Genomic DNA, 21,194 nt, shown 5'->3' with positions numbered 1-21,194 from the left:
CACGGTCCCGCGAGGCGCTGTCAATGGACACCTCTTGGTGTCTCATCGTCCGAGACCCCGGCGACCTGCGCTTTCACCGCGAACGAGGACTGCTCACGGGCATGCGCCTCGTCAGGATGCAGCCACAGCGGGCCATGCCCGGTGTCGACGCGCACGGCCTCGGCGGGGGCCGTCGACTCCTCGGTGAGCAGGGCGAGTTCGGGTCCCGTCAGACTGCGCCAGCGCTCCAGCGCGGCCGCGGCGGGGAGGCGTACGGGGGTGAGGGGGAGCCGGTCCCCGGCCGCCGTACGAGCGGCTTCGAGATAAGTCTCCGGGGGCTGCCAACCTGGTACGCACACCCGGCCGCCCGGACCGTCGAACAGCAGCGTCGGCAGCGCGTAACGGCGGTGGTCCCCGGCCTCCTTGGCACCGCCGGGATGCGGTCCCGGCCCTTCGAGGCCGAGCACTTCCGGGATAGGCCGACGAGTCTCGGCCCAGTCGGCGCGTACCGCGTCCCTGGTCTCCCGGGCGGCCAGTTCGCGCAGCAAGCGGTCACTGTCCAGGCCCGGTACGCCCCGTACCACACCGCGGATTCCGTCCGGAGTGTCGGCGGGTGCCCCCAGGACGAACGTGCTCTCCCGCAGTCGGCGCAGCACCCGCTCGGCGACCTCGGGGCCCTGGGACCCGGCGGCCTTGGCGGCGAGCGAGGCGGGCAGGCTGGACCGGGTCAGCCAGCGCAGCCTCGGTGCGCAGGGCGCGTCCGTGTGGACCGTGACCTCGCGGATGAACCGCTCGTACCAGCGGGCCTCGGCCGCCGGGTCGGGGGCCGGGTCGTCGTCCTCGTCGAAGAGGATGCCGAAGACGGGCCGCCAGTGGGCGCGCGATCCGAGCGTGAGTCTCAGCAGCCGGAACACCGGCTCGGAGCCCCAGGCCCAGGGGCAGGCCGGGTCGGTGAACTCGGTGACCGAGACCAGCGGCCGGTCCGCACGAGGAGTGGCACGGATCGTGTCGGAAGCCACCCGGACCGACTCCGGCGTCTCGCGGATCACCTCATCCGGCGTCATGCGGACGCGGATACGGTCGGGGAGACATCGCGCGCCGGACCGCCTTCGCTGCCCGGCTCCTGACCCGGCTCCCGACGCGGCTCCCGAGTCGGCTCCCGGCCCGCGCCGTCCTCCCGCGCCCCCTTCGTGGCGAGTTCCGCGATGGTGGTACGCCCGAGCACCGCCTGCGCGGCGGCCTCGACGGCGCGCCACAGGTCCGGCAGTCCTTGGGCCGCGCCGGGGTATGTCAGCGTGTCGGGGCGCGCGCCGCGCAGGGTGAGGAATTCCCCGTCCACCGCCGTCATGACCTCGGCGACACTGATCGCGGCCGGGTCGCGGCCGATCCAGTAACCCCCTTCACAGCCCCGCCGGCTGCGGACCAGACCGGCTTGCCGCAGATCGCGGAAGACCGATTTGAGGAAGCGGAACGGGATGTCCTGGGAGGAGGCGATGCCCTCACAGGTGAGGGGTCGTCCGCTGTCGGCGGCGAGTTCTACGAGCGACCTCACCGCGTAGTCCGCCTTCGCCGAGATCTGCATGTGCGACCTTCTCCCGAGGGGGTTCCCTGCCTGCTCGAACATCCGCTGAAGCACCGGCCGGCAACCGGGAACGGCCTGCTCGGCGGTAATGGACACATCTTGACATCCATTCGCCGCGCTCTCTACGGTCGGCGCCGGGACCACACCCCCGCGGCCCGCGGCACCGAAGAGCAGGATCTCCATGGCCTCGCACACCGAGCACGACGCGTTCCATCCCGACCTTCCGGACCAGGACCACGACGATGAACACGGTACGGCGCGCGGTGCGTTGCCGCTGCGCGCGCGGCTGCATCACATCCGTGCGGACGCGCTCGACGGCGATACCGCGCAGACAGGTGGCATGCGGCGCTTCGCCGCGATCAGCGGATCCACCGTCGGCTCGGAGCGCATCTGGATGGGCCAGACACATGTGGCGCCCGACACCGCGTCCTCCAACCACCACCATGGCGCCTCCGAGACGGCGATCCATGTGGTGAAGGGGCACCCGGAGTTCGTGTTCCTGGACGACTCCAGCGGTACGCCGGAAGAGATCCGGATCCGTACCTCGCCCGGTGACTACATTTTCGTACCGTCGTACGTCCCGCATCGTGAGGAGAACCCCAGCCCGGACGACGAGGCCGTGGTGGTGATCGCCCGCAGCACGCAGGAGGCGATCGTGGTCAATCTGCCCGAGCTCTACGTCCTGGGCCGCGACCCGGACGCGAGCCGGCCCAGGAACTGACGCGCAAGCCGGCACCGGGCGGGCCGCTCGGAGCGGCCCGCCCGGTGCGGAAGCGTGGACGTCGGCGGTCAGACCCCCTGGCCGCTGCCTCCCGAACCGGTGCCCGCCGCCGCCTTGATCCCCTTGGTGATCTCGTCCATGACGGTCAGCTTCGGTGCCTTGTCGTTGACATCGAATCCGGAGCGTACGAGGACCATCAGCTCCGGTGATGTCGGCGAGGTGAAGGCGAGCGACTGCACATAGCCGTCGTCCCCCTTGCTCGTGACGACCTTCCACCGCACCAGATAGCCCTTCTGCCCGGCGACGGTGACCTCTTCCGACTTCAGCTGCTGGTGCGAGGAGATGTCTCCGTAGATCGTGCCGCCGTAGGATTCCTCGGCGTTGACCTCGATGTCCTTCTCGGCCGCCGCCTTGGCCGTGGTGGCGTCGACCTTCAGGGCGGCCGCGGGAGCGGAGAACACCCCGCCGCGCACACAGCTCTGCGAGGTGTCCCCGGGGCACTCGTACTTCCCGGTCGTCACCCCGGCCCCGATGGTCCCGGATTCACCGGTCCAGCCGTCCGGTACCGGAATGCTGATCCCGCTGGCCGCGTCGGTGGCATAGCCGTCCTCCGTCTGCGGCTGCTGCTGGGGCCCGCCGTTCTCACCGCCGGGGCCGCCGTCTCGCGGGCCGTCGGGCGCCGGGCTCTGCTGGCCGGGCCGCGAGGGGGCGGCGGACGGGCCGGAGCCCGCCTGGCCCGCCTCGTTGTCGCCACCGCTGTCGCGCCCGAGCAGATAGAAACCTCCCGCGATGGCCACCGCGACGACCGCGGCGATGGCGCCGATCGCCATCCGCCGCCCGCCGCGCCGTGTGCCGGGCGGCGGTGTCGAGGGGTACGGCGGTATCGGATACGGCGATATCGGGTGGGGTGATTCGGGGGAGAGCCCGGCGGCGGGGGGCGCCGCCGGAGGGGGCACCGAGGCGGGCGGATCCCACTCGGCGGGCGGGGCGGCGCGGACTTCGTCGGTCCACGCGGAACCGTCCCACCAGCGTTCCTGGCGTGGTCCTTCACCTGTGTGCCCCGGGTCGGGATGCCAGCCGGGCGGAGTTGTGTACGTCACAGCCCTCACCTTAAGCACATTGTCTGAAAAGCTTGTGAGAGGGCCATGAGAATCCCCCGTCGTGGGCCGTACCGTACCGCCTCACGCCTCACGCCTCACGCCTCTCCCGGCCGTGGCCCCCGCCCCGGCCCCGGCCCCGGCCCCGGCCCCGGCCCCGGCCCCGGCCCCGGCACGATCCCTCGTACCACCCCCAGGGACACCAGATCCTGAGGGCGCAGCCGGAGCTGGTCGGCCGTCACCCGGGCCTCATCCGGGGCGCGTTTGAGGATCGCCGCCGCCAGTTCCGGCGCGATGACGGAGAAGTAACTGTCCGGCGTGGCCCAGGTGTTGTCCGGCGCCGACAGGGCCAGCGCACCGCCGGAGCCGCCTTCGCCGATCAGCAGCGTGGTGACGGGGACCGGGGAGGTGGCCATGGCCGCGAACAGGTCCGCGATGGCGCTGCCCGCTCCCGCCCTCTCCGCCTCCGCGTCATTGGCCGCACCGGGCGTGTCCACCAGCGTCAGTACGGGGATACCCAGCCGGCCCGCGAGCCGCACCAGCCGGGCGGCCGTGCGATAGCCGGCCGGGAGCGTGGCGGTGCCGCACTGCGCCGCGTATGCGACCGTCCGCCCTTCGCGTCGGCCGAATCCGCACAGCATCCCGGGGTCGGTACCACCGCAGCGGTCTCCGCCGATCGCCTCGCGGTGGGCGAAGTAGGCGTCCAAGTACGCGGCGGCCCGGGGACGTTGAGGGACACGAGCCTGAAGTACGGCCTCCCATCCGGTGGCCGGGAGCCCCGCGCTGCCCAGCCCGTCCGGAGGCGGGGCGGCGCACGGCGCGGCGTCCCGTACGCCTCCCATGAGCAGGTTCAGCCAGCGGCCGACGGTGGCGCGCAGCTCGTGCCGGACCACCACCGCGTCGATATGGCCCGCGGCGAGCTGCGCCTCGGCCGTGTAGGCGTACGGATCGGCGTCCGCGGGGCGCACGCGCGAGCCCGCGAAACCGATCTGGGCGCCCGGCAGCGCCAGTACGACATCGGCGCCCGCTCCGAGCGTGGCCCAGCCACCGCCGGTCGTCGGGTCGCGCACAACCGCCAGCTGCGGCAGTCCCGCTTCCCGGGTCAGGGCGGACTGTCGTGCCACGCGCTGGAGTTGGAGCAGCGCGCGCATCCCTTCCTGCATCCGGCTGCCCCCGGTCGCGATGAGCGAGACGACCGGCAGCCCCCGCTCCCGCGCCAGGGTGTACGCGGCTTCGAGCAGATCGCCGGTGCGCTCCCCCAGGGAGCCGCCGAGGAAGCCGAACTCGAAGGAGATCAGCACCGCTTCGACCGCGCCGATCCGTGCGGTGCCGCAGACGACGGACTCCTTCTCCCCGGTACGTTCCTCGGCGCGGGCGCGCGAGGCGTCGTACCCCTCCCATCCCAGCGGCCCGTCCGGCGCGGACACGCCCTGGGGTGCGGGCAGTTCGGTGAAGGCGCCCTCGTCGACGACGGTGGCGATGGCCTCGCGCGCGTTCGGCCGCTCAGCCATGGAGCGCGCGCTTCATGATCTTGCCCATGTCATTGCGGGGCAGGGCGTCCAGATACCGTACGGTGCGTGGCCGCTTGTGCGCGGCGAGCTGCGCCGCCACATGATCGGCCAACTCCTGTGCGGACGGCGGCGCTTCGGCATGGGCCGGGACGATCCAGGCGACGATCCGCTCGCCGAGGTCCGCGTCGGGCTCGCCGGTCACCGCGGCCTCCCGTACCCCGGGATGCTCCAGCAGAACGTTCTCGATCTCCCCCGCGCCGATCTTGTACCCACCGCTCTTGATCAGGTCGGTGGCCTTGCGGCCGACGATACGGACATAGCCGTCGGGGTCGCGGATCGCCATGTCCCCGGTGCGGAACCAGCCGTCGGTGAAGGCGGCTTCGGTGGCGTCGGGCCGGTTCAGATACTCCGTGAAGAGATTCGGGCCGCGTACCTGGATCTCGCCGACCGTCTCGCCGTCGTACGCCTCGAACGCGACACCCGACTCGTCGACGAGCCGCAGTTCGACACCGCCCAGTGGTACCCCGACGGTCCCGGCGCGCGGCTCGCCGTCCGCCCGCACGCTGGTGTTCATCAGGGTCTCCGTCATGCCGTACCGTTCGAGGACCCGCCGGCCGGTCGCCGCGGCGATCCGTTCATGGTCGTGCACGGGCAGCGCGGCGGAGCCCGACACCAGCAGGCGCGCCCCGGCCAGCGCCTTCGCGAGCGCCGGATCGGTGGCGAGCGCCTCGGCGATGCGGTGGTACATCGTCGGTACGCCGAAGAGCATCGTGGCGCCCGAGGACAGTTCGCGCGTGACGCCCTCGGTGTCGAACCTGCCCAGATGGCGGACGAACCCGCCGCGGCGCAGCGGGCCGAGGATACCGAGGATCAGCCCATGGACATGGAAGAGCGGCAGTGCGTGGACGAGTACGTCGTCGGCGGTCCACTGCCAGGCGTCCTCCAGCGCGTCCAGGTTCGTGGCGATGGCGCGGCGCGGTACGACGGCGCCCTTGGGCGGTCCGGTGGTGCCGGAGGTGTACACGATCAGAGCGGGCGCCTCCGGGGAGAGCTCGGGGAAGGCGTCGGTCCGCGGGTGTTCCGTGGCCGCGTCGTCCCCGCCGCCGGCTGTCGCGTCCATGCGTGCCAGCCCGGCCAGCGCGGGCGGAAGGATGGCATCCGGCTCGGCGACGACCAGGGTGGGCGCGCTGTCCGCGACGATGTGCGCCAGCTCGCGCTCGCCGCTCTTGGGGTTGACGGGGACGGCGGGGACCCCGGCCAGCAGCGCGCCCACCACCCCCACGGCCGTGCCGAGCGTGGGGGTGGCCCAGACCGCGATCCGCCGTTCACCGGCGATACGCGCCGCCAGGGCACCGGCCGCGTCCGCCAGTTCGGCATAGGTGAGAGCGTGGTCGCCGAAGCGGAGTGCGGGGCGATCCGAACGCGCGGCGAGGGCCGGGAAGAGAGGGGACACGCGTCGTTCTCCTTGCTGTTGACGAGTTTGGCCGAGCATCGCGGTCGTTGCGGCCGCGGCGCTCACCCGAAGCCTGGCACCACGAGTACCAGCCAGACCACGGCGGGTACCACCGCCACCACCATCCCTCCGTACACCATGAGCTGCCGGAAGAAACGCTCACGGTCCACATCGGGCGCGGCGGCCAGCACCAGCGCGCCATTGGTGGAGAACGGACTGACGTCGACGACCGTCGCCGAGATGGCGAGCGCCGTGATCATGCCGATCGCCCCGATCTCGCCCTGGGCGAGGAACGGCACGGCGAGCGGGATGAGCGCGCCCATGATGCCGACGGACGAGGCGAACGCGGAGACGATCGCGCCGATGTAGCAGAGCAGTACGGCGGCGAGGAGCGGGATCCCGATGTCCCCGACGGCGTTCCCTGCGTAGTCGATCGTGCCCATCTCCTCCATGACACCGACATAGGTGAGGACACCGCAGATCAGCAGGACCGTCGGCCAGGCGATCTCGCCCACGGCCCTGCGGCTGGTGTCCGGCCAGACAGTGCTGAGCAGTACGGCGAGGGTCAGCGAGGACAGCCCGGCGTCGAGGTCGAAGCCGAGGACGGCGACGACGAGCGCGACCAGCGCGGCGAGAGTGGCACCGATGGCGGGGGTGAGCCGGACACTTCCCCGCTGCCCCTCCGGCTCCCGCTCGCCCTCGCGCTCCTCGCCCTCGCGCGCGGACTCCGCACCACCGGGCTCGCCGCGCCTGCCGGAGAGCTTGAGTCCGCCGAAGAGTACGAACACGACCCCGGCGATGACGAGATTGGCCACGAGCGAGCCGAGGAAGAGGGTGAGCTCGCTGCCCGGCAGGTTCTCCCGCTCCACGATGCCGTTGACGATCGAACCGTAGATGCTGATCGGCGAGAAGCCGCCACCCTGGGCACCGTGCACGACCATGGCGCCCATCAGCAGCGGGCTGATCCCGTACTGGGCGGCGAAACTGAGCGCGATCGGCGCGACGATCGCGACGGCGGCCGGGGAGACGGCCCCGATGGCGGTCAGCGCGCCGGTTATCGCGAACATCACCCAGGGGATCAGCGCGATCCGGCCGCGGACCAGCCGTATCGCGGCATGGACCAGCCAGTCGGTGGTGCCGTTGGCGCGGGCGATCGCGAAGAGATAGGTGACGCCGACGAGCACCACGAACAGATCGCCGGGAAAGCCCGCGAAGATACCGTCGGCGTCGAGACCGGCGACCAGTCCTCCGACGCCGAACGCGGCGGCGAAGGCGAGCGCGCCCATATTGATCGAGCGGGTGGTGGCGATCACGAAGACGACCGCGAGTACGAGGATCGAGATCAGTTCGGCGGACATTGCGCGGGCTCCCGTCCCTGGGTCCCTTGAATCAGCGGGGAATTGGCCGACTGGCTGACTGGACGACTGGCCAAGTGGCTGGACCACATTGACGGCCGGCCGGGGCGAGCGTCAAGGGATAGGACAGGAATTGGCTCAGCCACTTGACCGCTCGGTGTTAGGCTGGGCGCGCACAGGATCGCGAGACAGTGGGCAGCGATGGGGGGTCCGGATGTCCGACGCACTGCGGCCGATGGCCCGGCCGCGTTTGTACGAGCAGGTCCTCGACCGACTGCGCAGCTATGTCAGCGAGGGCGACCTCGGAGCGGGCGATCGACTGCCCCCCGAGCGGGAGTTGGCACAGCGGCTGGGGGTGAGCCGCGCCTCCGTCAAGCAGGCGATCGTCGTCCTGGAGGTCCAGGGTCTGGTCGAGGTACGGCACGGCGGCGGCACCTATCTGACCCGGGCAGGCCTCGATCCCGAGCCCGTCGAGCGACTCGTGGAGCGCAAGCGGCGGTTGCCCGATGTGCTGGAGGCGCGCGAGGCGCTGGAGACCAAGCTCGCCGAACTCGCCGCCGAGCGGCGCACCGAACTGGATCTGGCGGCGCTGCACGACGCGCTGCACCAGATGTCCGACGAGATCGAGGCGGGCGGCTACGGAGTGGAGGGCGACCGGCTCTTCCACACCGCGGTGACCGCCGCCGCCCACAGCGCGCTGCTCGCCGAGTTCATGAATTCCATCACGGAGCAGATCGCCGAGAGCCGCAACGAGTCCCTGCGCCAGCCCGGCCGTCCCAAGCGGTCGTTGGCGCAGCACCGCGCGATCCTCGACGCGATCGAGGGCGGGCGGGGCAAGGCCGCCGCGGCCGCGATGCGGCGCCATGTGCGGACCGTGGCGAAGGTCCGCCTGCTGGAGTGGAACCCGGACGAGAACGCCTGACGCCCCCGACACCACCGTCACCCCCGACACCACCGTCATCCCTGACACCACCGTCATCCCTGGCACCACGGGCGGCCGGCCGCTGGTCCATACCAAAGCCTTGACATGGCGTTGCTTCACTTCTTAAATCGACCAGCAAGCGCTTCCTACTGTCATGTGCGCGACATCCCCCACATTCCATGCGCCTCCGTTCAGCGAACGGGCGCGGGAAGGATCGTCACAATGACCATGCTCAAGTCCCCTACGGCGCACGGCTCGTCGCGCCTGCTCGTACTGCTCGCCCTGCTGCTCGGACTGGTCGCGGTGCCCGGCGTCGGACGGGCGCAGTCACCCACCGCGCCCGCCTTCAAGGTGCTCGCCTTCTACAACGGCACCTGGGACGCCGCCCACATCAGCTTCGTCCAGGAAGCGAACGAGTGGTTCCCCAGGACCGCCGCCGCCAACAACTTCTCCTACGAGTCGACCAACAACTGGAATCGCCTGACCAGCACCACCCCGCGGGACTACCAAGTGGTGCTGTTCCTGGACGACTTGCCGCAGACGGCGGCGCAACGCACCGGGTTCGAGCAGTACATGCGGGCCGGTGGAGCCTGGCTGGGCTTCCATGTCTCCGCGTTCACCACAGAGGCCCAGAAGTGGCCCTGGTATCACAACGAGTTCCTGGGCAGCGGTGGGTTCAAGTCCAACACCTGGGGCCCGACCACCGCCGTGCTGCGGACCGAGAACCGTACCCATCCCTCGACCAGCAGGCTGCCCGCGACCTTCACCTCGGCCGTGAGCGAGTGGTACAGCTGGACGAACGACCTCAGGAAGAACCCCGCTATCGACATCCTGGCCTCGGTCGATCCGGTGAGCTTCCCACTGGGCACGGACCCCAACCAGTCCTGGTACAGCGGGTATTACCCGATCGTGTGGTCCAACATGAACTACCGGATGCTGTACACCAACTTCGGCCACAACGCCATGGACTACGGGTCGGGCACCACACTGTCGTGGACGTTCGGCAACGAGGTCCAGAACCGGTTCGTCATCGACGGACTGAAGTGGCTGGGCGGTGTGACGGCCGGGGCTCCCGCACCGGCCCCGCTCAGTTGAGGGTGGTCAGTTGAGGGTGTCGGGATCCGGTCCGGTACGCAGACCGCGGTCGAGCGTGCCGAGCGCGGCCATGTCACCGGCGGAGAGCTCGAAGTCGAAGAGGTCGATGTTCTCGCGGATCCGCGCGGGGGTGACCGACTTGGGGATGACGATGTTCCCGAGCTGAAGATGCCAGCGCAGCACCACCTGCGCGGGCGTCTTCTCGTGCCGCCCCGCGATCTCGGTGACCGCCTCCTCCTGGAGGAGGGCACCCTGTGCCAGCGGGCTCCACGCCTCGGTCACGATGCCGTGCTGGGCGTGGAAGTCCCGCAACTCCTCCTGCTGGAGACCGGGGTGCAGCTCGATCTGGTTCACGGCGGGGACGATCCCGGTCTCGTCCAGCAGACGTTGGAGATGGGCGGGCTGGAAGTTGGACACACCGATGGCGCGGGTCCTGCCGTCGGCGAGCAGCTTCTCCATCGCGCGCCAGGTGTCGAGATAGCGGTCGCGTGCCGGGGTGGGCCAGTGGATGAGATACAGATCCACCCGTTCGAGGCCGAGTTTGGCGAGGCTCGCGTCGAACGCGGCGAGCGTCGAGTCGTACCCCTGGTCGTCGTTTCCGAGCTTGGTGGTGATGAAGAGCTCGTCGCGGGGCAGTCCTGAGGAGGCGATGGCGCGGCCGACACCGTTCTCGTTGCGGTACACGGCGGCGGTGTCGATACTGCGGTAGCCGATCTCCAGCGCGGTGCGGACCGCGCCGGTGGTTTCCTCGTCGCCGATCTGAAAGACACCGAAGCCGAGCCGCGGCATCCTGACGCCGTTGTTGAGTACGGCGTTGGGGACGGAATTCATGGCGTTCCTCTTCTTCGCGGATTCACTGGGGGGGGCACTGCGGGGGTGGGCGATGCGGGGGGGGCGATGCCGGGCATGGGCGGAAAGCGGGGCACACCGACTTCCAACGTAACGACGCCGTCGGCACCGCGCGCTGTGGCGGTCCATGGCGCGCCCGTACGGGAGAGTTCGCTCAGTGCGACGCGGCGGTGGTGACTCGCTCGGGCCGCCGTGGGTCAGCCGCCTCGGTGACCGTCTCCGCTGTGGTCGGTGTACGGCGCTCCAGGGCGCTGGAGACGATCGCCAGGACGAGGGCGGAGCCGGCCAGCGCGGCGCCGACCCAGTTCGGCGCCGTGTAGCCGAGCCCGGCGGCGATGACGATGCCGCCGAGCCAGGCGGCCAGCGCGTTGCCGAGGTTGAAAGCGCCGATATTGACGGCGGAGGCCAGCGTGGGCGCGGCGGACGCCTGGTCGAGGACCCGCTTCTGGAGCGGCGGTACGGTGGCGAAGCCCAGGGCGCCGATCAGTGTGAGGGTGACGGCCGCCGCGATCTTGTTGTGCGCGGTGAAGGTGAAGAGGGCGAGCACCACGGCGAGTGAGCCCAGGGACACATACAGCAGCGGCATCAGTCGGCGGTCGGCGAACCTGCCGCCGATCAGATTCCCGGCGACCATGCCGGCGCCGAAGAGCACCAGCAGCCAGGTGACCGAGGAGTCGGCGAAGCCCGCGGTCTCGGTCATCATCGGTGTGATGTAGGTGATCGCGGCGAAGACCCCGCCGAAGCCGAGGACGGTCATCGCCATGGCGAGCAGCACCTGCGCGTTGCGGAAGGCGGCGAGCTCATGTCGTACTCGCACGCCCTTGGGCCGTGGCTGCTCCGGTACGAGCCTCGCGATGCCCGCGAGGCCGAGGACCCCGAGTCCGGCGACCACGAGGAAGGTGGCCCGCCAGCCGGCGCTCTGGCCGAGGTAGGTGCCGAACGGCACGCCGACGACGTTGGCGACGGTCAGCCCGGTGAACATCATGGCGATGGCGCCGGCCTTCTTCTCCGGGGCGACGAGACCGGCGGCGACGACGGATCCGATGCCGAAGAAGGCTCCATGGGCGAGCGACGCGACAACGCGCCCGGTGAGCATGAGTCCGAAGCTCGGGGCGAGCGCGGAGAGCACATTGCCCACCACGAACAGCCCCATCAGCACCATCAGCATCCGCTTGCGGGGGATCCGGGTGCCGAGGACGGTCATCAGCGGGGCGCCCAGCACGACTCCGAGGGCATAGCCGGTGACCAGCAGTCCGGCGGTGGGGATGGTGGCGCCGTAGTCGGCGGCCACCTCGGGGAGCAGCCCCATGATCACGAATTCGGTGGTGCCGATCCCGAATGCCCCGATGGCCAGGGCGAGGAGGGCGAGTGGCATGGATATGACCTTCCAGAACGTTTGCGTGAGCGCGTTACAAGCGTTGACAATACTTGCAGACGCCGATTAATTGCAAGCGCGCTATATTGCGAATGTGCCCTATCCTGGGGTACGGGAACGCGTCCCGCCGCCACCCGCCCTCATCTCCCGCTGGAGGAAGCCATGACCGCCACGGACACCGCGCTCACCGGGCTCGCCCAGGGCTGGTGCGCCCTCTCGCTGCTGCACGGCAGGATCGAGGGGCATATCGAGCGCGCGTTGCAGGCCGGGCACGGTCTGAGCGTCCGTGAGTACTCCCTGCTCGATGTCCTCAGCCGTCAGCACGACGGCGAGGGCGGCCATCTCCAGATGAAGCAGGTCGCCGACGCGGTCGTCCTCAGCCAGAGCGCCACCACGCGGCTGGTCAACAGGCTGGAGGACCGCGGACTGCTCACCCGCTATCTGTGCCCGACCGACCGCCGCGGGATCTACACCAATGTCAGCGAGGCGGGGCTGCGGCTGCTGGCCGAGGCACGCCCCACCAATGACGCGGCGCTGCGGGAAGCGCTCGACGAGGCGGCGAAGGTCCCCGAGCTGGCCGCCCTGGTCAGGACCGTGAAGACCCCCCGGACCGCCGGCTGACCCGCCCCAGGGACGCCCGCCCCGGCAAACAGAGAGCCGGACGGAAACCCTGGTCGGGTTTTCGTCCGGCTCTTCTCACACAGGTCGTGCACCCGCGCCACATACGCGGACCGGCTCTGGGGCGTCAGCTCTTCTTCGTGCCGCCGGAGGCGCCGTAGCGGCGCTCGAACCGTTCCACCCGGCCGGCGGTGTCGAACACACGGCCGGTCCCGGTGTAGAAGGGGTGACTCGCGGAGGAGACCTCCACATCAATGACGGGGTACGTGTTGCCGTCCTCCCACTCCACTCGCCGCGTCGAGTCCGCGGTCGAGCGCGTCAGGAACGCGGTACCCGCCGCGCGGTCCCGGAAGACGACCGGACGGGAGACGGGGTGGATACGAGGCTTCATAGGAACTCCCTCCTCATGATGGATATCGTTTCCATCAAGTCGCACATCCAGGTAACACGACGAGCCCTCTCGGCATTCCCCGCGATGTCCCGGGCGCCGCGACAGGGGACACTGGGCGTGACGGGCTCCCCGCGGCCCGCCGAGGAATGCGCTCGCGGCCCGCCGAGTTCTCCCCACGGCACGGGCGGGCCGTCCGGGCCGACGACCGCCGGCGACGGCTCCGGTGGCGGAGTGCGGAGAACAGGAAAGTGGGCGGCACCCATGGGTGAGTTGATCCTGGTACGGCACGGAGAGACCGCCTGGTCCCTGTCCGGGCAGCACACCAGTTACACCGACCTGCCGCTGACCGAGCGCGGCGAGAGCGAGGCCCGTTCCCTGGCGCCCCTTCTCGGCGAGCGCCGGATCGGCCTCACACTCGTCAGCCCGATGGCTCGGGCCCGCCGCACCGCACGGCTGGCGGGTCTCGACGCGGTCCGCGCCGCGCCGGATCTGCGCGAGTGGGACTACGGGGGCTACGAGGGCATCACCACGGCCGAGATCCATCGCACGCGCCCCGGCTGGGAGCTGTGGACCGACGGCACCGTCCCCGGTCCCGACGGCCGGCCCGGCGAGAGCCCCGCTGATGTCGGGCAGCGCGCCGACCGGGTGCTCACCGAGGCCCTGGAGGGGCTGCGCTCGGGTGACGATGTCGCCCTGGTCTCGCACGGCCACTTCCTGCGGGTGCTCACCGCGCGCTATCTCGGGCTGCCCCCGGCCTCGGGAGCCCTGTTCCTTCTCGCCACCGGGACCGTCTCCCGCCTCGGCACGGAGCACGACCGGCCGGTGATCACCGCCTGGAATCTCGCGATCCCCGAGAGCGTGCTGCGCGCCGCACGGGAGAAGGAGAACGTGGCCTGACCGCGCCCGGCCCAGCGGTCCTCAGAGCTGTCCGAGGTCGGCCGAGAGCCAGTGCTCGGGCCGCATCCGGACGACGACCTGTTCGCCGTGCTCGGACGAGGCGAAGTCGACATAGGCGTCGACCTTGTCCGCGGCGACATAGCGGGACGCGATCTCGTGGAGCGCCTCGCGGGTGGCCGGCTCCGTCGCGGTCACCGAACCCTCGACCGAGACATAGCGGACCGTGGGTTCGGTGCGTTCGACCATCAGGGTGAAGCGGCCCGCCGCGGCGATGAGCCGGCCCTTGCGCGAGTCCCGTCCGGTCATGATCCAGATGTCCTCGCCCGGCCGGTACTGGTACCAGATCGGCACCGTGAGCGGAGCCCGCCCCTCCGCCGCCGCCACCGCGAGCGCGGCGATACGCGGCTCGGCCAGGAACAGCTCGCGCTCTTGTCGGGTCAGTGCCACCGAAACTCCTCCGTCCCTCGGGCCGGCCCCTCCGCTTCCGTCGCGCGACGGTCGTCCGGCACGGTCAAGCCCTCCCCCGTTTCACCCGCGGAGTAACGACAAAGGCGCCGGTCCGGCGGAAAGAAGCTCCGCCGGGCCGACGCCCTCTTGTTCCGTGCCGACCACCGGGGCTGCTCAGAGCCCTTGGGACAGCGGTGTGTTACGAGGGAAGGATGTTCTCCGCCTGCGGGCCCTTCTGGCCCTGCGTGACGTCGAAGGTGACCTTCTGGCCCTCCTGGAGCTCACGGAAGCCGGACGTGGCGATGTTCGAGTAGTGCGCGAACACGTCGGGGCCACCGCCGTCCTGGGCGATAAAGCCGAAGCCCTTTTCCGAGTTGAACCACTTCACTGTTCCACTGGCCATGCTGAGTCTCCGTTTCAAGGGACGCAAGATTCCCGCACCGTACGGGAACCGGAGGTGATCGCCTTGGTCCGCAGAGACGCTGAACAGCACAAACGCCCGTGACGGCACGTCACGGGCGAGCGGTACTTCGGAACCACGACAGCTGATCAAGACGCTACATGGCGCGAAGCGATACAGCCACAGAAACGACCAACTCTTGCGCCTGTGCCGTGTAATCGGAGCGCGAACGGCCCACGATCACCCGTTCGCCAGCAGGCCCCCGGGGGCATGGGCGCTACCAGCGGGGATGGACCGAGGCGCGCAGCCGGCGGTCGTAGAGCTCCTGGACCGCCGCCAGGGTCGACGGCGACAGCGGCGGGAGGGCCGCCGCCCCGCTGTTGGCGCGCGCCTGCTCGACGGAGCGGGCACCGGGGATGACGCTGCTGACGCCGGGCTGCTGAACGATCCAGCGCAGCGCGGTGGCGGCCGGGGTGGCGCCCTCGGGTGCCAGTCCGGCGAACTCCGCGGCGGCCTCCAGTCCTGTCCCGTACTCGATGCCGGAGAAGGTCTCGCCCTGGTCGAAGGCCTCGCCGTGCCGGTTGTACGAGCGGTGGTCGTCGGCGGCGAAGACCGTGTCCGCGGTGTACTTCCCGGTCAGCAGGCCGGAGGCGAGGGGTACGCGCGCGATGATGCCGACCCCCGCCGCCCGGGCGGCGGGCAGTACCTCCTCCAGCGGCTTGAGCCGGAAGGGGTTGAGGATGATCTGGACACTGGCCACACCGGGGCGCGCGAGGGCCGCGAGCGCCTCGGTACAGGTCTCGACGCTCACGCCGTAGGCGGCGATCCGCTCTTCCGCCACCAGGGTGTCGAGCGCGTCGAAGACCGCGTCGGACGTGTAGACGGGCGTGGGCGGGCAGTGCAGCTGTACGAGATCCAGGGTGTCCACGCCGAGATTGGCCCGTGAGCGGTCGTTCCAGGCGCGGAAGTTGTCCAGAATGTAGTTCTCCGGGACCTGGTCGGCCCGTCGGCCCATCTTCGTCGCGACGAACACCCCGGCGTCCGGGCGGCCCTTCAGATAGCGGCCGATGAGCTGCTCGCTGCGGCCGTCGCCGTACACGTCCGCGGTGTCGAAGAAGGTGACGCCCGATTCCACGGCCGCGTCCAGGACGGCGAAAGCGTCCGATTCGGCCACCTCGCCCCAGTCGGCGCCCAGCTGCCAGGTTCCCAGACCTACGACGGATACGTTTCGTCCTGTTTTACCCAGTGCGCGTTGCTCCATACGGATCATGTTACGAGGCGGGCGCCGAGGAATAAATTTTGCGGATCATGCACTTTTGCATACCCTGCAAGATGTGAGAAGTGAGGGTGCGACGCCGGGTCTCCGCGAGCGCAAGAAGCAGGCCACGCGAGCGGCGCTGGCCGAGGCGGCGGTGCGGCTCGCCGTCGAGCACGGCGCCGAGAATGTCACCGTCGAGGCGATCAGCGAAGCCGCGGGGGTCTCTCCGCGTACATTCTTCAACTACTTCGACAGCCATGACGACGCGTTCGTCATGATCGACCGGGGCATCGGCGAGCGGGTACGGCGCGCGGTGCGCGAAGCACCGGCCTCGGTGACCGCGCTCGACGCCGTCACCGAGGCGCTCGCCACCGAACTGGCCGACGTGGTGGAGGGGCAGCGCGAGATCTGGGACCTGCGGGCCGCGGTGCTGCAACGCTCCCCGCATCTGCTCGTGCGCGGCATGGGCGCCCATATGACCGAGGAACTCGAACTGGCCGAAGCCATCGCGGAACGGCTCGGCGCACCCGCGTTCCGTACGGCGGAGGGCGAGCGGGTATCCCGTCGGCCGGGGCCCTGCGCGCATGTCCCGGACACCTCGGCGCTCGGGCTCTACCCCCGGCTGCTCGCCGCCGTCAGCACGACGGCCGTACGGGTCGCCGTCGAGCACTGGTGCGCGCAGGGCCCGGAAGCCACCTTCCCGGACATCTTCCGGCGCGTCTTCGCCCAGCTGGCCGCCGGTCTGCCCGAACCTCCGGCTGACGGCTGACGGCTCACAGCCGCCCCCCATCGCTTCCACCCACGTATCGACCATGGACTTGAAGAAGGACACCTTGAGTGCAATTGAGGCGCCCGAACAGGCGCCGACCTCCATGACCAACCGCCAGATACTCCAGGCCATGTCGGGGTTGATGGCCGGAATGTTCGTCGCCATCCTGGCCAGCACAGTGGTGGCCAACGCCCTGCCCCGGATCATCGCCGACCTCGACGGAAGTCAGTCGTCGTACACCTGGGTGGTCACCTCCGAACTGCTCGCCATGACGGCGACCGTGCCCCTCTGGGGCAAGCTGTCGGACCTGTACAACAAGAAGCTGCTGCTCCAGTTGTCGCTCGCCATGTTCGTGGTCGGGTCCCTGCTGGCCGGCTTCTCCCAGGGCGTCGGCCTGCTCATCTTCAGCCGTGTCGTCCAGGGCATCGGCGCGGGCGGTCTGACCGCGCTCGCGCAGATCGTCATGGCGGCGGTCATCCCGCCCCGGCGGCTGGGCAAGTACTCCGGGATCTTCGGCGCCGTCTTCGCGGTCGGTACGGTCGCCGGGCCGCTGATCGGCGGCGTGCTCGTGGACACCTCGTGGCTGGGCTGGCGCTGGTGCTTCTTCATCGGTGTGCCGTTCGCGCTGGCCGCGATCCTGATGCTCCAGTCCACGCTGCGACTGCCCACGATCCGGCGCGAGGTGAAGATCGACTACCTGGGCGCGTTCCTGATCGTGGCGGGCGTCTCCGCGCTGCTGATCTGGACCTCCCTGGCGGGCAACCGGTTCGACTGGGCTTCCTGGCAGACCTTCGCCCTGACGGGCACGGGTGTGGTGCTGCTGGTGGCCGCGGTCTTCGTGGAGGCCAGGGTCCCCGAGCCGGTCATTCCGCTGGACATCTTCCGCAACCGCACGGTCACCCTGACCACGGTCGCGAGCCTGCTGGTCGGTGTGGCCATGTTCGGCGGCACCGTCTTCCTCTCGCAGTACTTCCAGATCTCGCTCGGCAAGTCCCCGACCGTCGCCGGGCTGATGGGCCTGCCGATGATCCTCGGTCTGCTGGTGTCCTCCACCGTCGCCGGCCAGATCATCAGCGCCACCGGCAAGTGGAAGGTCTATCTGATCGCGGGCGGCGTGATCATGACGGCCGGTCTGGGCATGCTCGCGACCATCGACGCCGACACCGGCTTCGGTCTGCTCAGCCTCTACATGGCGGTGCTCGGTATCGGCGTCGGGCTGCTGATGCAGAACCTGGTACTGGTGGCGCAGAACGACGTACCGGCCGCCGAACTGGGCGCGGCCACGTCCGTCCTGTCGTTCTTCCGCAGCATGGGCGGAACGATCGGTACGAGCGTCCTCGGCGCGGTGCTCGCCAACCGGGTGGCGGCCGAGATGACCAAGAGCCTGGGCGAGTCCGGCCAGGGGGCGTCCGGCGGCGCGGGCCACGGCGCCGTCCCCGACCTGTCGAAGCTTCCCGACGCGATGCGGGAGATCGTGCAGCACGCCTACGGTGTGGCCACGGCGGAACTCTTCCTGGTCGCCGCGCCGTTCGCCGCGCTGGCGCTCGTCGCGGTGCTCTTCATCAAGGAGAAGCCGCTCAAGACCACGAGCGGGATGGAGCGGCTCGCGGAGGAGAGCAAGCAGGCGGAGGGGGTCTCCAAGCCCACTCCGCCCGCCCCGGTGGGCTGACCGCCCCGGTGGGCCGAGCCCCACGTATCACCGCATGACGCCACGGCCCCGGCCGCGCCCTCTCAGGTGCGTCCGGGGCCGTACGCGTAGGGGTCAGTGGTCGTCCCAGTGCCCTTCGTGCTCGGCATGACGGTGTCCGTCGTGCACATAGTCCACATGGCCGTCATGAGGCACCGCCACATGACCGCAGCCCTCCCCGTGCTGATGCGTATGACCACTGTGCGGGGCGTGGGCTCCGGGCTCGCATTCGTCCACATGATCGCCGTGGACCGCGTGCACATGTCCGTCGTGCGCGTAGTCCACATGCCCTTCGTGCGGGAAGGCCACATGGCCGCAGCCCGCGCCGTGCTGGTGCGTGTGGTTCGGATGGGGAGCGTGTGCGGTCGTCATGGCTCTCTCCAATCACTCGTGGGCGCGAGGCGACGCGCGTGGACGAGAGGCGGTTTTGGTAACGGTGTTCATTTGCATGTAGCGTTCGACGGCATCACGATCCGTGCTCCGCACCCTGGAGGTTCGCCATGGCCGTACCCAAACGGAAGATGTCCCGCAGCAATACCCGTCACCGCCGGGCCCAGTGGAAGGGCGTCACGCCGACCCTGGTGCCTGTCACGATCGACGGTACGTCTCATCTCGTACCGCAGCGACTCGTCGCGGCGTACCAGCGCGGCCTGCTGACCCCGGAGGGCTGAACGGTGCGCGTAGCGTTCGTCGGCAAGGGCGGCAGCGGCAAGACCACGCTGTCGGCCCTCTTCGCCCGGTCGTTAGCCGCCGAGGGGGCGCCCGTGGTCGCCATCGACGCGGACATCAACCAGCATCTGGCCGAGGCACTCTCCCCCGGGGAGGGCGAGAGCCACACCGCGCCACCGCTCAGCGCGCGCACCGGCGAGATCAAGGACTGGCTGCGCGGGGACAATCCGCTGATCGCCTCACGCGAGGAGATGATCAAGACCACTCCGCCGGGGCGCGGTTCGCGGCTGCTGCGGGTGCTCGGCGACGACCCGGTGCATAGCCACCACGCCCGTCCGGTGGGCGGCGTGCCGCTGATGGTGACCGGGGTGTTCGACGACAGCGATCTCGGAGTGGCCTGCTACCACTCCAAGCTCGGGGCGGTCGAGCTGTATCTGAACCATCTGGTCGACGGGCCGGGCGAATATGTCGTCGTGGATATGACCGCCGGGGCCGACGCGTTCGCCTCCGGTCTGTTCACCCGCTTCGATCTGACGTTCCTGGTCGCCGAGCCCACACGCAAGGGCGTCTCGGTCTACCGCCAGTACCGCGATCACGCCCGGGAGTTCGGGATCGCGCTCGCCGTGGTCGGCAACAAGGTGACGGGGGAGGACGATCTCCTCTTCCTCAAGGAGCATGTCGGGGACGATCTGATCGCGTACTGCGAGCAGTCCCCCTGGGTAAGGGCACAGGAGCAGGGCCGTACGGGAGGCGGGCTCGAACCGCACAACGCGCACACCCTGCGCCAGTTGCGCGCCGCCGTCGACGCGCGGCCGAAGGACTGGGACACCTTCCAGCGCCACGCCGTCGAGTTCCATCTGCGCAACGCGCACGCGTGGGCCGACCGGGCCACCGGAAGCCAGCTCGCGCTTCAGGTCGACCCAGGTTTCCGGCACGGTCCTGACGCTCTGGCGCGGTGAGTCGCGCCGCGCCCTCGCACCGTCTCCTCCCCCACCGGGCCGCTGTGCCCCCCAAACCGACAGGACAGGCACTCATGTCACTCGATGTCTCCCCCAAGCTGCTCGCCGACGCCGAGAGCGGCCAGGTCCGCGAAGAGGACTTCGTGGACACCGTCCGGACCTCCCTGCCGTACGCGTACACCCTCATCGCCGATCTGGTCGGTGAACTGCGGCGCGGCGACGCCGTGTTCGCCGACAACCAGACACCGCCGCCCTCCGAGCACGAACGCGGTCAGCTGCTGCGCGCGCTCGCCAGCGATGCCATCCGCTCCAGTCTGGAGCGGCACTTCGGGGTCAGCCTGGCGTTCCAGAACTGCCACCGGGTGGCCGTGTTCCGTCCGGAGGACCGAGGCGGTGCGACACACACCCGGTTCACCTCGACGCGCTCGCAGATCCTCAACCAGTCGCCCGAATTCCGGGACTGCTGAACTCGGGGCTGCTGAACGGTCGATGAAGCGGGGCGATGGGGCCGGAGCCCCGTCGCCCCGCTGGTCGCGACCCCGGTTCAGACGCCGTGCGGACGCGCCGTGGCACTGCCGGCGCCGGTGCCACGGCCGTGCAGCACCAGTGCGCGGGCGAGGAAGCCGAGCGCCGCCGTGCAGACCAGGGTCCGTACGATGTTGCTCGTCTCCCAGGTGGTCTTGAACTTCTCGACGATCGAGAAGTCCGTGATCCTGGCCGGGTCACCGGCGGCGGCCAGTTCGTTGTTGAGCGGAATATTGACGCTGAACGTGATCATCAGGGCCACCAGATAGAGCGCTGCCGCCGCCCCGATCCAGAGCGCGGCGCCCCGCCCGCCCTGGCGGTGCTCAAGGAACGCGGCGACCGCCGCGGCGAGCAGCGCCCCGATGAAGATCATGCCGAAGAGACCGTTGCCGTCGATCAGGGCGTTGAAGTTCTGCATCGCGTCGACATAGGTACGGTCGTCCGTCCTGGCCAGCCCCGGCATCACCGAGATGTCGTACGCGAAGAAGAGACCGGCCATCAGCCCCATGGTGATGGTGGCGATCATCAGCAGCGGCCCCACCGCCTTGCTCCGGCGCACGGGCGCCGCAGCGGGGGCGGGCGGATAGGCGGCGTAGGGGTTCGGGGTACCGGTCGGGTTGAAGCTCATGGGACTT

24 protein-coding genes are annotated in these 21,194 nt (G+C 70.1%); 10 read left to right on the top strand and 14 right to left on the bottom strand.

All coding sequences use genetic code 11. The annotated features are described in order from the left end of the window. Positions 1 to 20 precede the first annotated feature (20 nt). Both ABTZ59_RS19460 and ABTZ59_RS19455 read right to left on the bottom strand, forming a co-directional pair. A complete protein-coding gene (locus ABTZ59_RS19460; RefSeq protein ID WP_351403238.1) occupies positions 21 to 1,043 on the bottom strand; it encodes a DsbA family oxidoreductase in 1,023 nt (340 codons plus the stop codon). Continuing rightward, positions 1,040 to 1,561 carry an RrF2 family transcriptional regulator gene (locus ABTZ59_RS19455; protein ID WP_351403234.1) on the bottom strand — a complete coding sequence of 174 codons (522 nt, stop codon included), beginning with the start codon at positions 1,559 to 1,561 and terminating at the stop codon, positions 1,040 to 1,042. Before ABTZ59_RS19455 ends, ABTZ59_RS19460 begins: the two co-directional genes overlap by 4 nt. Positions 1,562 to 1,742: 181 nt before the next feature. On the opposite strand from ABTZ59_RS19455, the gene ABTZ59_RS19450 reads away from it, so the two are divergent. After that, complete coding sequence (locus ABTZ59_RS19450; RefSeq protein ID WP_503003149.1) at positions 1,743 to 2,282, top strand: cupin domain-containing protein; 540 nt, start codon at positions 1,743 to 1,745, stop codon at positions 2,280 to 2,282. 68 nt (positions 2,283 to 2,350) lie between these two features. Here ABTZ59_RS19450 and ABTZ59_RS19445 read toward each other — a convergent pair whose 3' ends face one another. From ABTZ59_RS19445 to ABTZ59_RS19430, 4 genes are all read right to left on the bottom strand, one after another. After that, positions 2,351 to 3,382 carry a DUF2510 domain-containing protein gene (locus ABTZ59_RS19445; protein ID WP_351403228.1) on the bottom strand — a complete coding sequence of 344 codons (1,032 nt, stop codon included), beginning with the start codon at positions 3,380 to 3,382 and terminating at the stop codon, positions 2,351 to 2,353. A 95-nt stretch (positions 3,383 to 3,477) separates the two neighbouring features. After that, positions 3,478 to 4,890 carry a carboxyl transferase domain-containing protein gene (locus tag ABTZ59_RS19440; RefSeq protein WP_351403223.1) on the bottom strand — a complete coding sequence of 471 codons (1,413 nt, stop codon included), beginning with the start codon at positions 4,888 to 4,890 and terminating at the stop codon, positions 3,478 to 3,480. Then, positions 4,883 to 6,343, bottom strand: a complete 1,461-nt coding sequence (locus ABTZ59_RS19435; protein WP_351403215.1) for an acyl-CoA synthetase — start codon at positions 6,341 to 6,343, stop codon at positions 4,883 to 4,885. The genes ABTZ59_RS19440 and ABTZ59_RS19435 overlap by 8 nt, the downstream gene beginning before the upstream one ends. A gap of 62 nt (positions 6,344 to 6,405) precedes the next feature. After that, positions 6,406 to 7,701, bottom strand: a complete 1,296-nt coding sequence (locus ABTZ59_RS19430) for an SLC13 family permease (RefSeq protein ID WP_351403211.1) — start codon at positions 7,699 to 7,701, stop codon at positions 6,406 to 6,408. A gap of 211 nt (positions 7,702 to 7,912) precedes the next feature. Here ABTZ59_RS19430 and ABTZ59_RS19425 point away from each other — a divergent pair, with 211 nt between their 5' ends. Next, positions 7,913 to 8,620 (top strand): FadR/GntR family transcriptional regulator, encoded by a 708-nt coding sequence (locus ABTZ59_RS19425; RefSeq protein ID WP_351403205.1) that lies wholly within the window; start codon positions 7,913 to 7,915, stop codon positions 8,618 to 8,620. A gap of 222 nt (positions 8,621 to 8,842) precedes the next feature. Further along, positions 8,843 to 9,715 (top strand): ThuA domain-containing protein, encoded by an 873-nt coding sequence (locus ABTZ59_RS19420; RefSeq protein ID WP_351403200.1) that lies wholly within the window; start codon positions 8,843 to 8,845, stop codon positions 9,713 to 9,715. Between the two features lie 6 nt (positions 9,716 to 9,721). Here the strand turns inward: ABTZ59_RS19420 and ABTZ59_RS19415 are convergent, their stop codons facing one another. Both ABTZ59_RS19415 and ABTZ59_RS19410 read right to left on the bottom strand, forming a co-directional pair. Continuing rightward, positions 9,722 to 10,546 (bottom strand): aldo/keto reductase, encoded by an 825-nt coding sequence (locus ABTZ59_RS19415; RefSeq protein WP_351403196.1) that lies wholly within the window; start codon positions 10,544 to 10,546, stop codon positions 9,722 to 9,724. A 172-nt stretch (positions 10,547 to 10,718) separates the two neighbouring features. Continuing rightward, complete coding sequence (locus ABTZ59_RS19410; RefSeq protein ID WP_351403188.1) at positions 10,719 to 11,939, bottom strand: MFS transporter; 1,221 nt, start codon at positions 11,937 to 11,939, stop codon at positions 10,719 to 10,721. A 162-nt stretch (positions 11,940 to 12,101) separates the two neighbouring features. Between ABTZ59_RS19410 and ABTZ59_RS19405 the strand changes: the two genes are divergently transcribed. Next, the gene (locus tag ABTZ59_RS19405; RefSeq protein WP_351403176.1) at positions 12,102 to 12,560 is read left to right on the top strand and encodes a MarR family winged helix-turn-helix transcriptional regulator; all 459 of its coding nucleotides are present in this window, start codon (positions 12,102 to 12,104) and stop codon (positions 12,558 to 12,560) included. 124 nt (positions 12,561 to 12,684) lie between these two features. Here ABTZ59_RS19405 and ABTZ59_RS19400 read toward each other — a convergent pair whose 3' ends face one another. Continuing rightward, complete coding sequence (locus tag ABTZ59_RS19400; protein ID WP_351403152.1) at positions 12,685 to 12,948, bottom strand: type B 50S ribosomal protein L31; 264 nt, start codon at positions 12,946 to 12,948, stop codon at positions 12,685 to 12,687. Between the two features lie 261 nt (positions 12,949 to 13,209). Here ABTZ59_RS19400 and ABTZ59_RS19395 point away from each other — a divergent pair, with 261 nt between their 5' ends. Next, on the top strand, positions 13,210 to 13,845 hold the full coding sequence (locus tag ABTZ59_RS19395; RefSeq protein ID WP_351403138.1) for a histidine phosphatase family protein: 636 nt from the start codon (positions 13,210 to 13,212) through the stop codon (positions 13,843 to 13,845). A 21-nt stretch (positions 13,846 to 13,866) separates the two neighbouring features. On the opposite strand, the gene ABTZ59_RS19390 is transcribed toward ABTZ59_RS19395, so the two are convergent. The 3 genes from ABTZ59_RS19390 to ABTZ59_RS19380 form a co-directional block, all read right to left on the bottom strand. Beyond that, positions 13,867 to 14,292 (bottom strand): pyridoxamine 5'-phosphate oxidase family protein, encoded by a 426-nt coding sequence (locus tag ABTZ59_RS19390; RefSeq protein WP_351403133.1) that lies wholly within the window; start codon positions 14,290 to 14,292, stop codon positions 13,867 to 13,869. Positions 14,293 to 14,491: 199 nt separating this feature from the next. Further along, positions 14,492 to 14,695: a cold-shock protein gene (locus tag ABTZ59_RS19385; protein WP_041994569.1), complete on the bottom strand. Its 204-nt coding sequence runs from the start codon at positions 14,693 to 14,695 to the stop codon at positions 14,492 to 14,494. Between the two features lie 274 nt (positions 14,696 to 14,969). Next, positions 14,970 to 15,962 carry an aldo/keto reductase gene (locus ABTZ59_RS19380; protein ID WP_351403117.1) on the bottom strand — a complete coding sequence of 331 codons (993 nt, stop codon included), beginning with the start codon at positions 15,960 to 15,962 and terminating at the stop codon, positions 14,970 to 14,972. A gap of 46 nt (positions 15,963 to 16,008) precedes the next feature. Between ABTZ59_RS19380 and ABTZ59_RS19375 the strand changes: the two genes are divergently transcribed. After that, positions 16,009 to 16,719 carry a TetR/AcrR family transcriptional regulator gene (locus ABTZ59_RS19375; protein WP_503003143.1) on the top strand — a complete coding sequence of 237 codons (711 nt, stop codon included), beginning with the start codon at positions 16,009 to 16,011 and terminating at the stop codon, positions 16,717 to 16,719. 103 nt (positions 16,720 to 16,822) lie between these two features. Then, positions 16,823 to 18,388 (top strand): MDR family MFS transporter, encoded by a 1,566-nt coding sequence (locus tag ABTZ59_RS19370; RefSeq protein ID WP_503003176.1) that lies wholly within the window; start codon positions 16,823 to 16,825, stop codon positions 18,386 to 18,388. A 93-nt stretch (positions 18,389 to 18,481) separates the two neighbouring features. Here ABTZ59_RS19370 and ABTZ59_RS19365 read toward each other — a convergent pair whose 3' ends face one another. Then, entirely contained in the window at positions 18,482 to 18,778 is a 297-nt protein-coding gene (locus tag ABTZ59_RS19365) for a hypothetical protein (protein ID WP_351403083.1), read from the bottom strand. 128 nt (positions 18,779 to 18,906) lie between these two features. Here ABTZ59_RS19365 and rpmF point away from each other — a divergent pair, with 128 nt between their 5' ends. The 3 genes from rpmF (at position 18,907) to ABTZ59_RS19350 (ending at position 20,501) form a co-directional block, all read left to right on the top strand. After that, positions 18,907 to 19,077 (top strand): 50S ribosomal protein L32, encoded by a 171-nt coding sequence (rpmF, locus tag ABTZ59_RS19360; protein WP_351403079.1) that lies wholly within the window; start codon positions 18,907 to 18,909, stop codon positions 19,075 to 19,077. A gap of 3 nt (positions 19,078 to 19,080) precedes the next feature. After that, on the top strand, positions 19,081 to 20,034 hold the full coding sequence (locus tag ABTZ59_RS19355) for an ATP-binding protein (protein WP_351403075.1): 954 nt from the start codon (positions 19,081 to 19,083) through the stop codon (positions 20,032 to 20,034). A 74-nt stretch (positions 20,035 to 20,108) separates the two neighbouring features. Further along, the gene (locus ABTZ59_RS19350; protein WP_351403070.1) at positions 20,109 to 20,501 is read left to right on the top strand and encodes an SCO5389 family protein; all 393 of its coding nucleotides are present in this window, start codon (positions 20,109 to 20,111) and stop codon (positions 20,499 to 20,501) included. Between the two features lie 77 nt (positions 20,502 to 20,578). On the opposite strand, the gene ABTZ59_RS19345 is transcribed toward ABTZ59_RS19350, so the two are convergent. After that, positions 20,579 to 21,187, bottom strand: a complete 609-nt coding sequence (locus ABTZ59_RS19345; RefSeq protein ID WP_351403063.1) for an anthrone oxygenase family protein — start codon at positions 21,185 to 21,187, stop codon at positions 20,579 to 20,581. Positions 21,188 to 21,194: the final 7 nt, after the last annotated feature.

This window comes from Streptomyces sp. NPDC094034 (genome assembly GCF_040303865.1).
Classification (GTDB): Bacteria; Actinomycetota; Actinomycetes; order Streptomycetales; family Streptomycetaceae; genus Streptomyces.
Note: the sequence above shows the minus strand (reverse complement) of the source record. Positions and strands in the feature narration are given on the sequence as shown.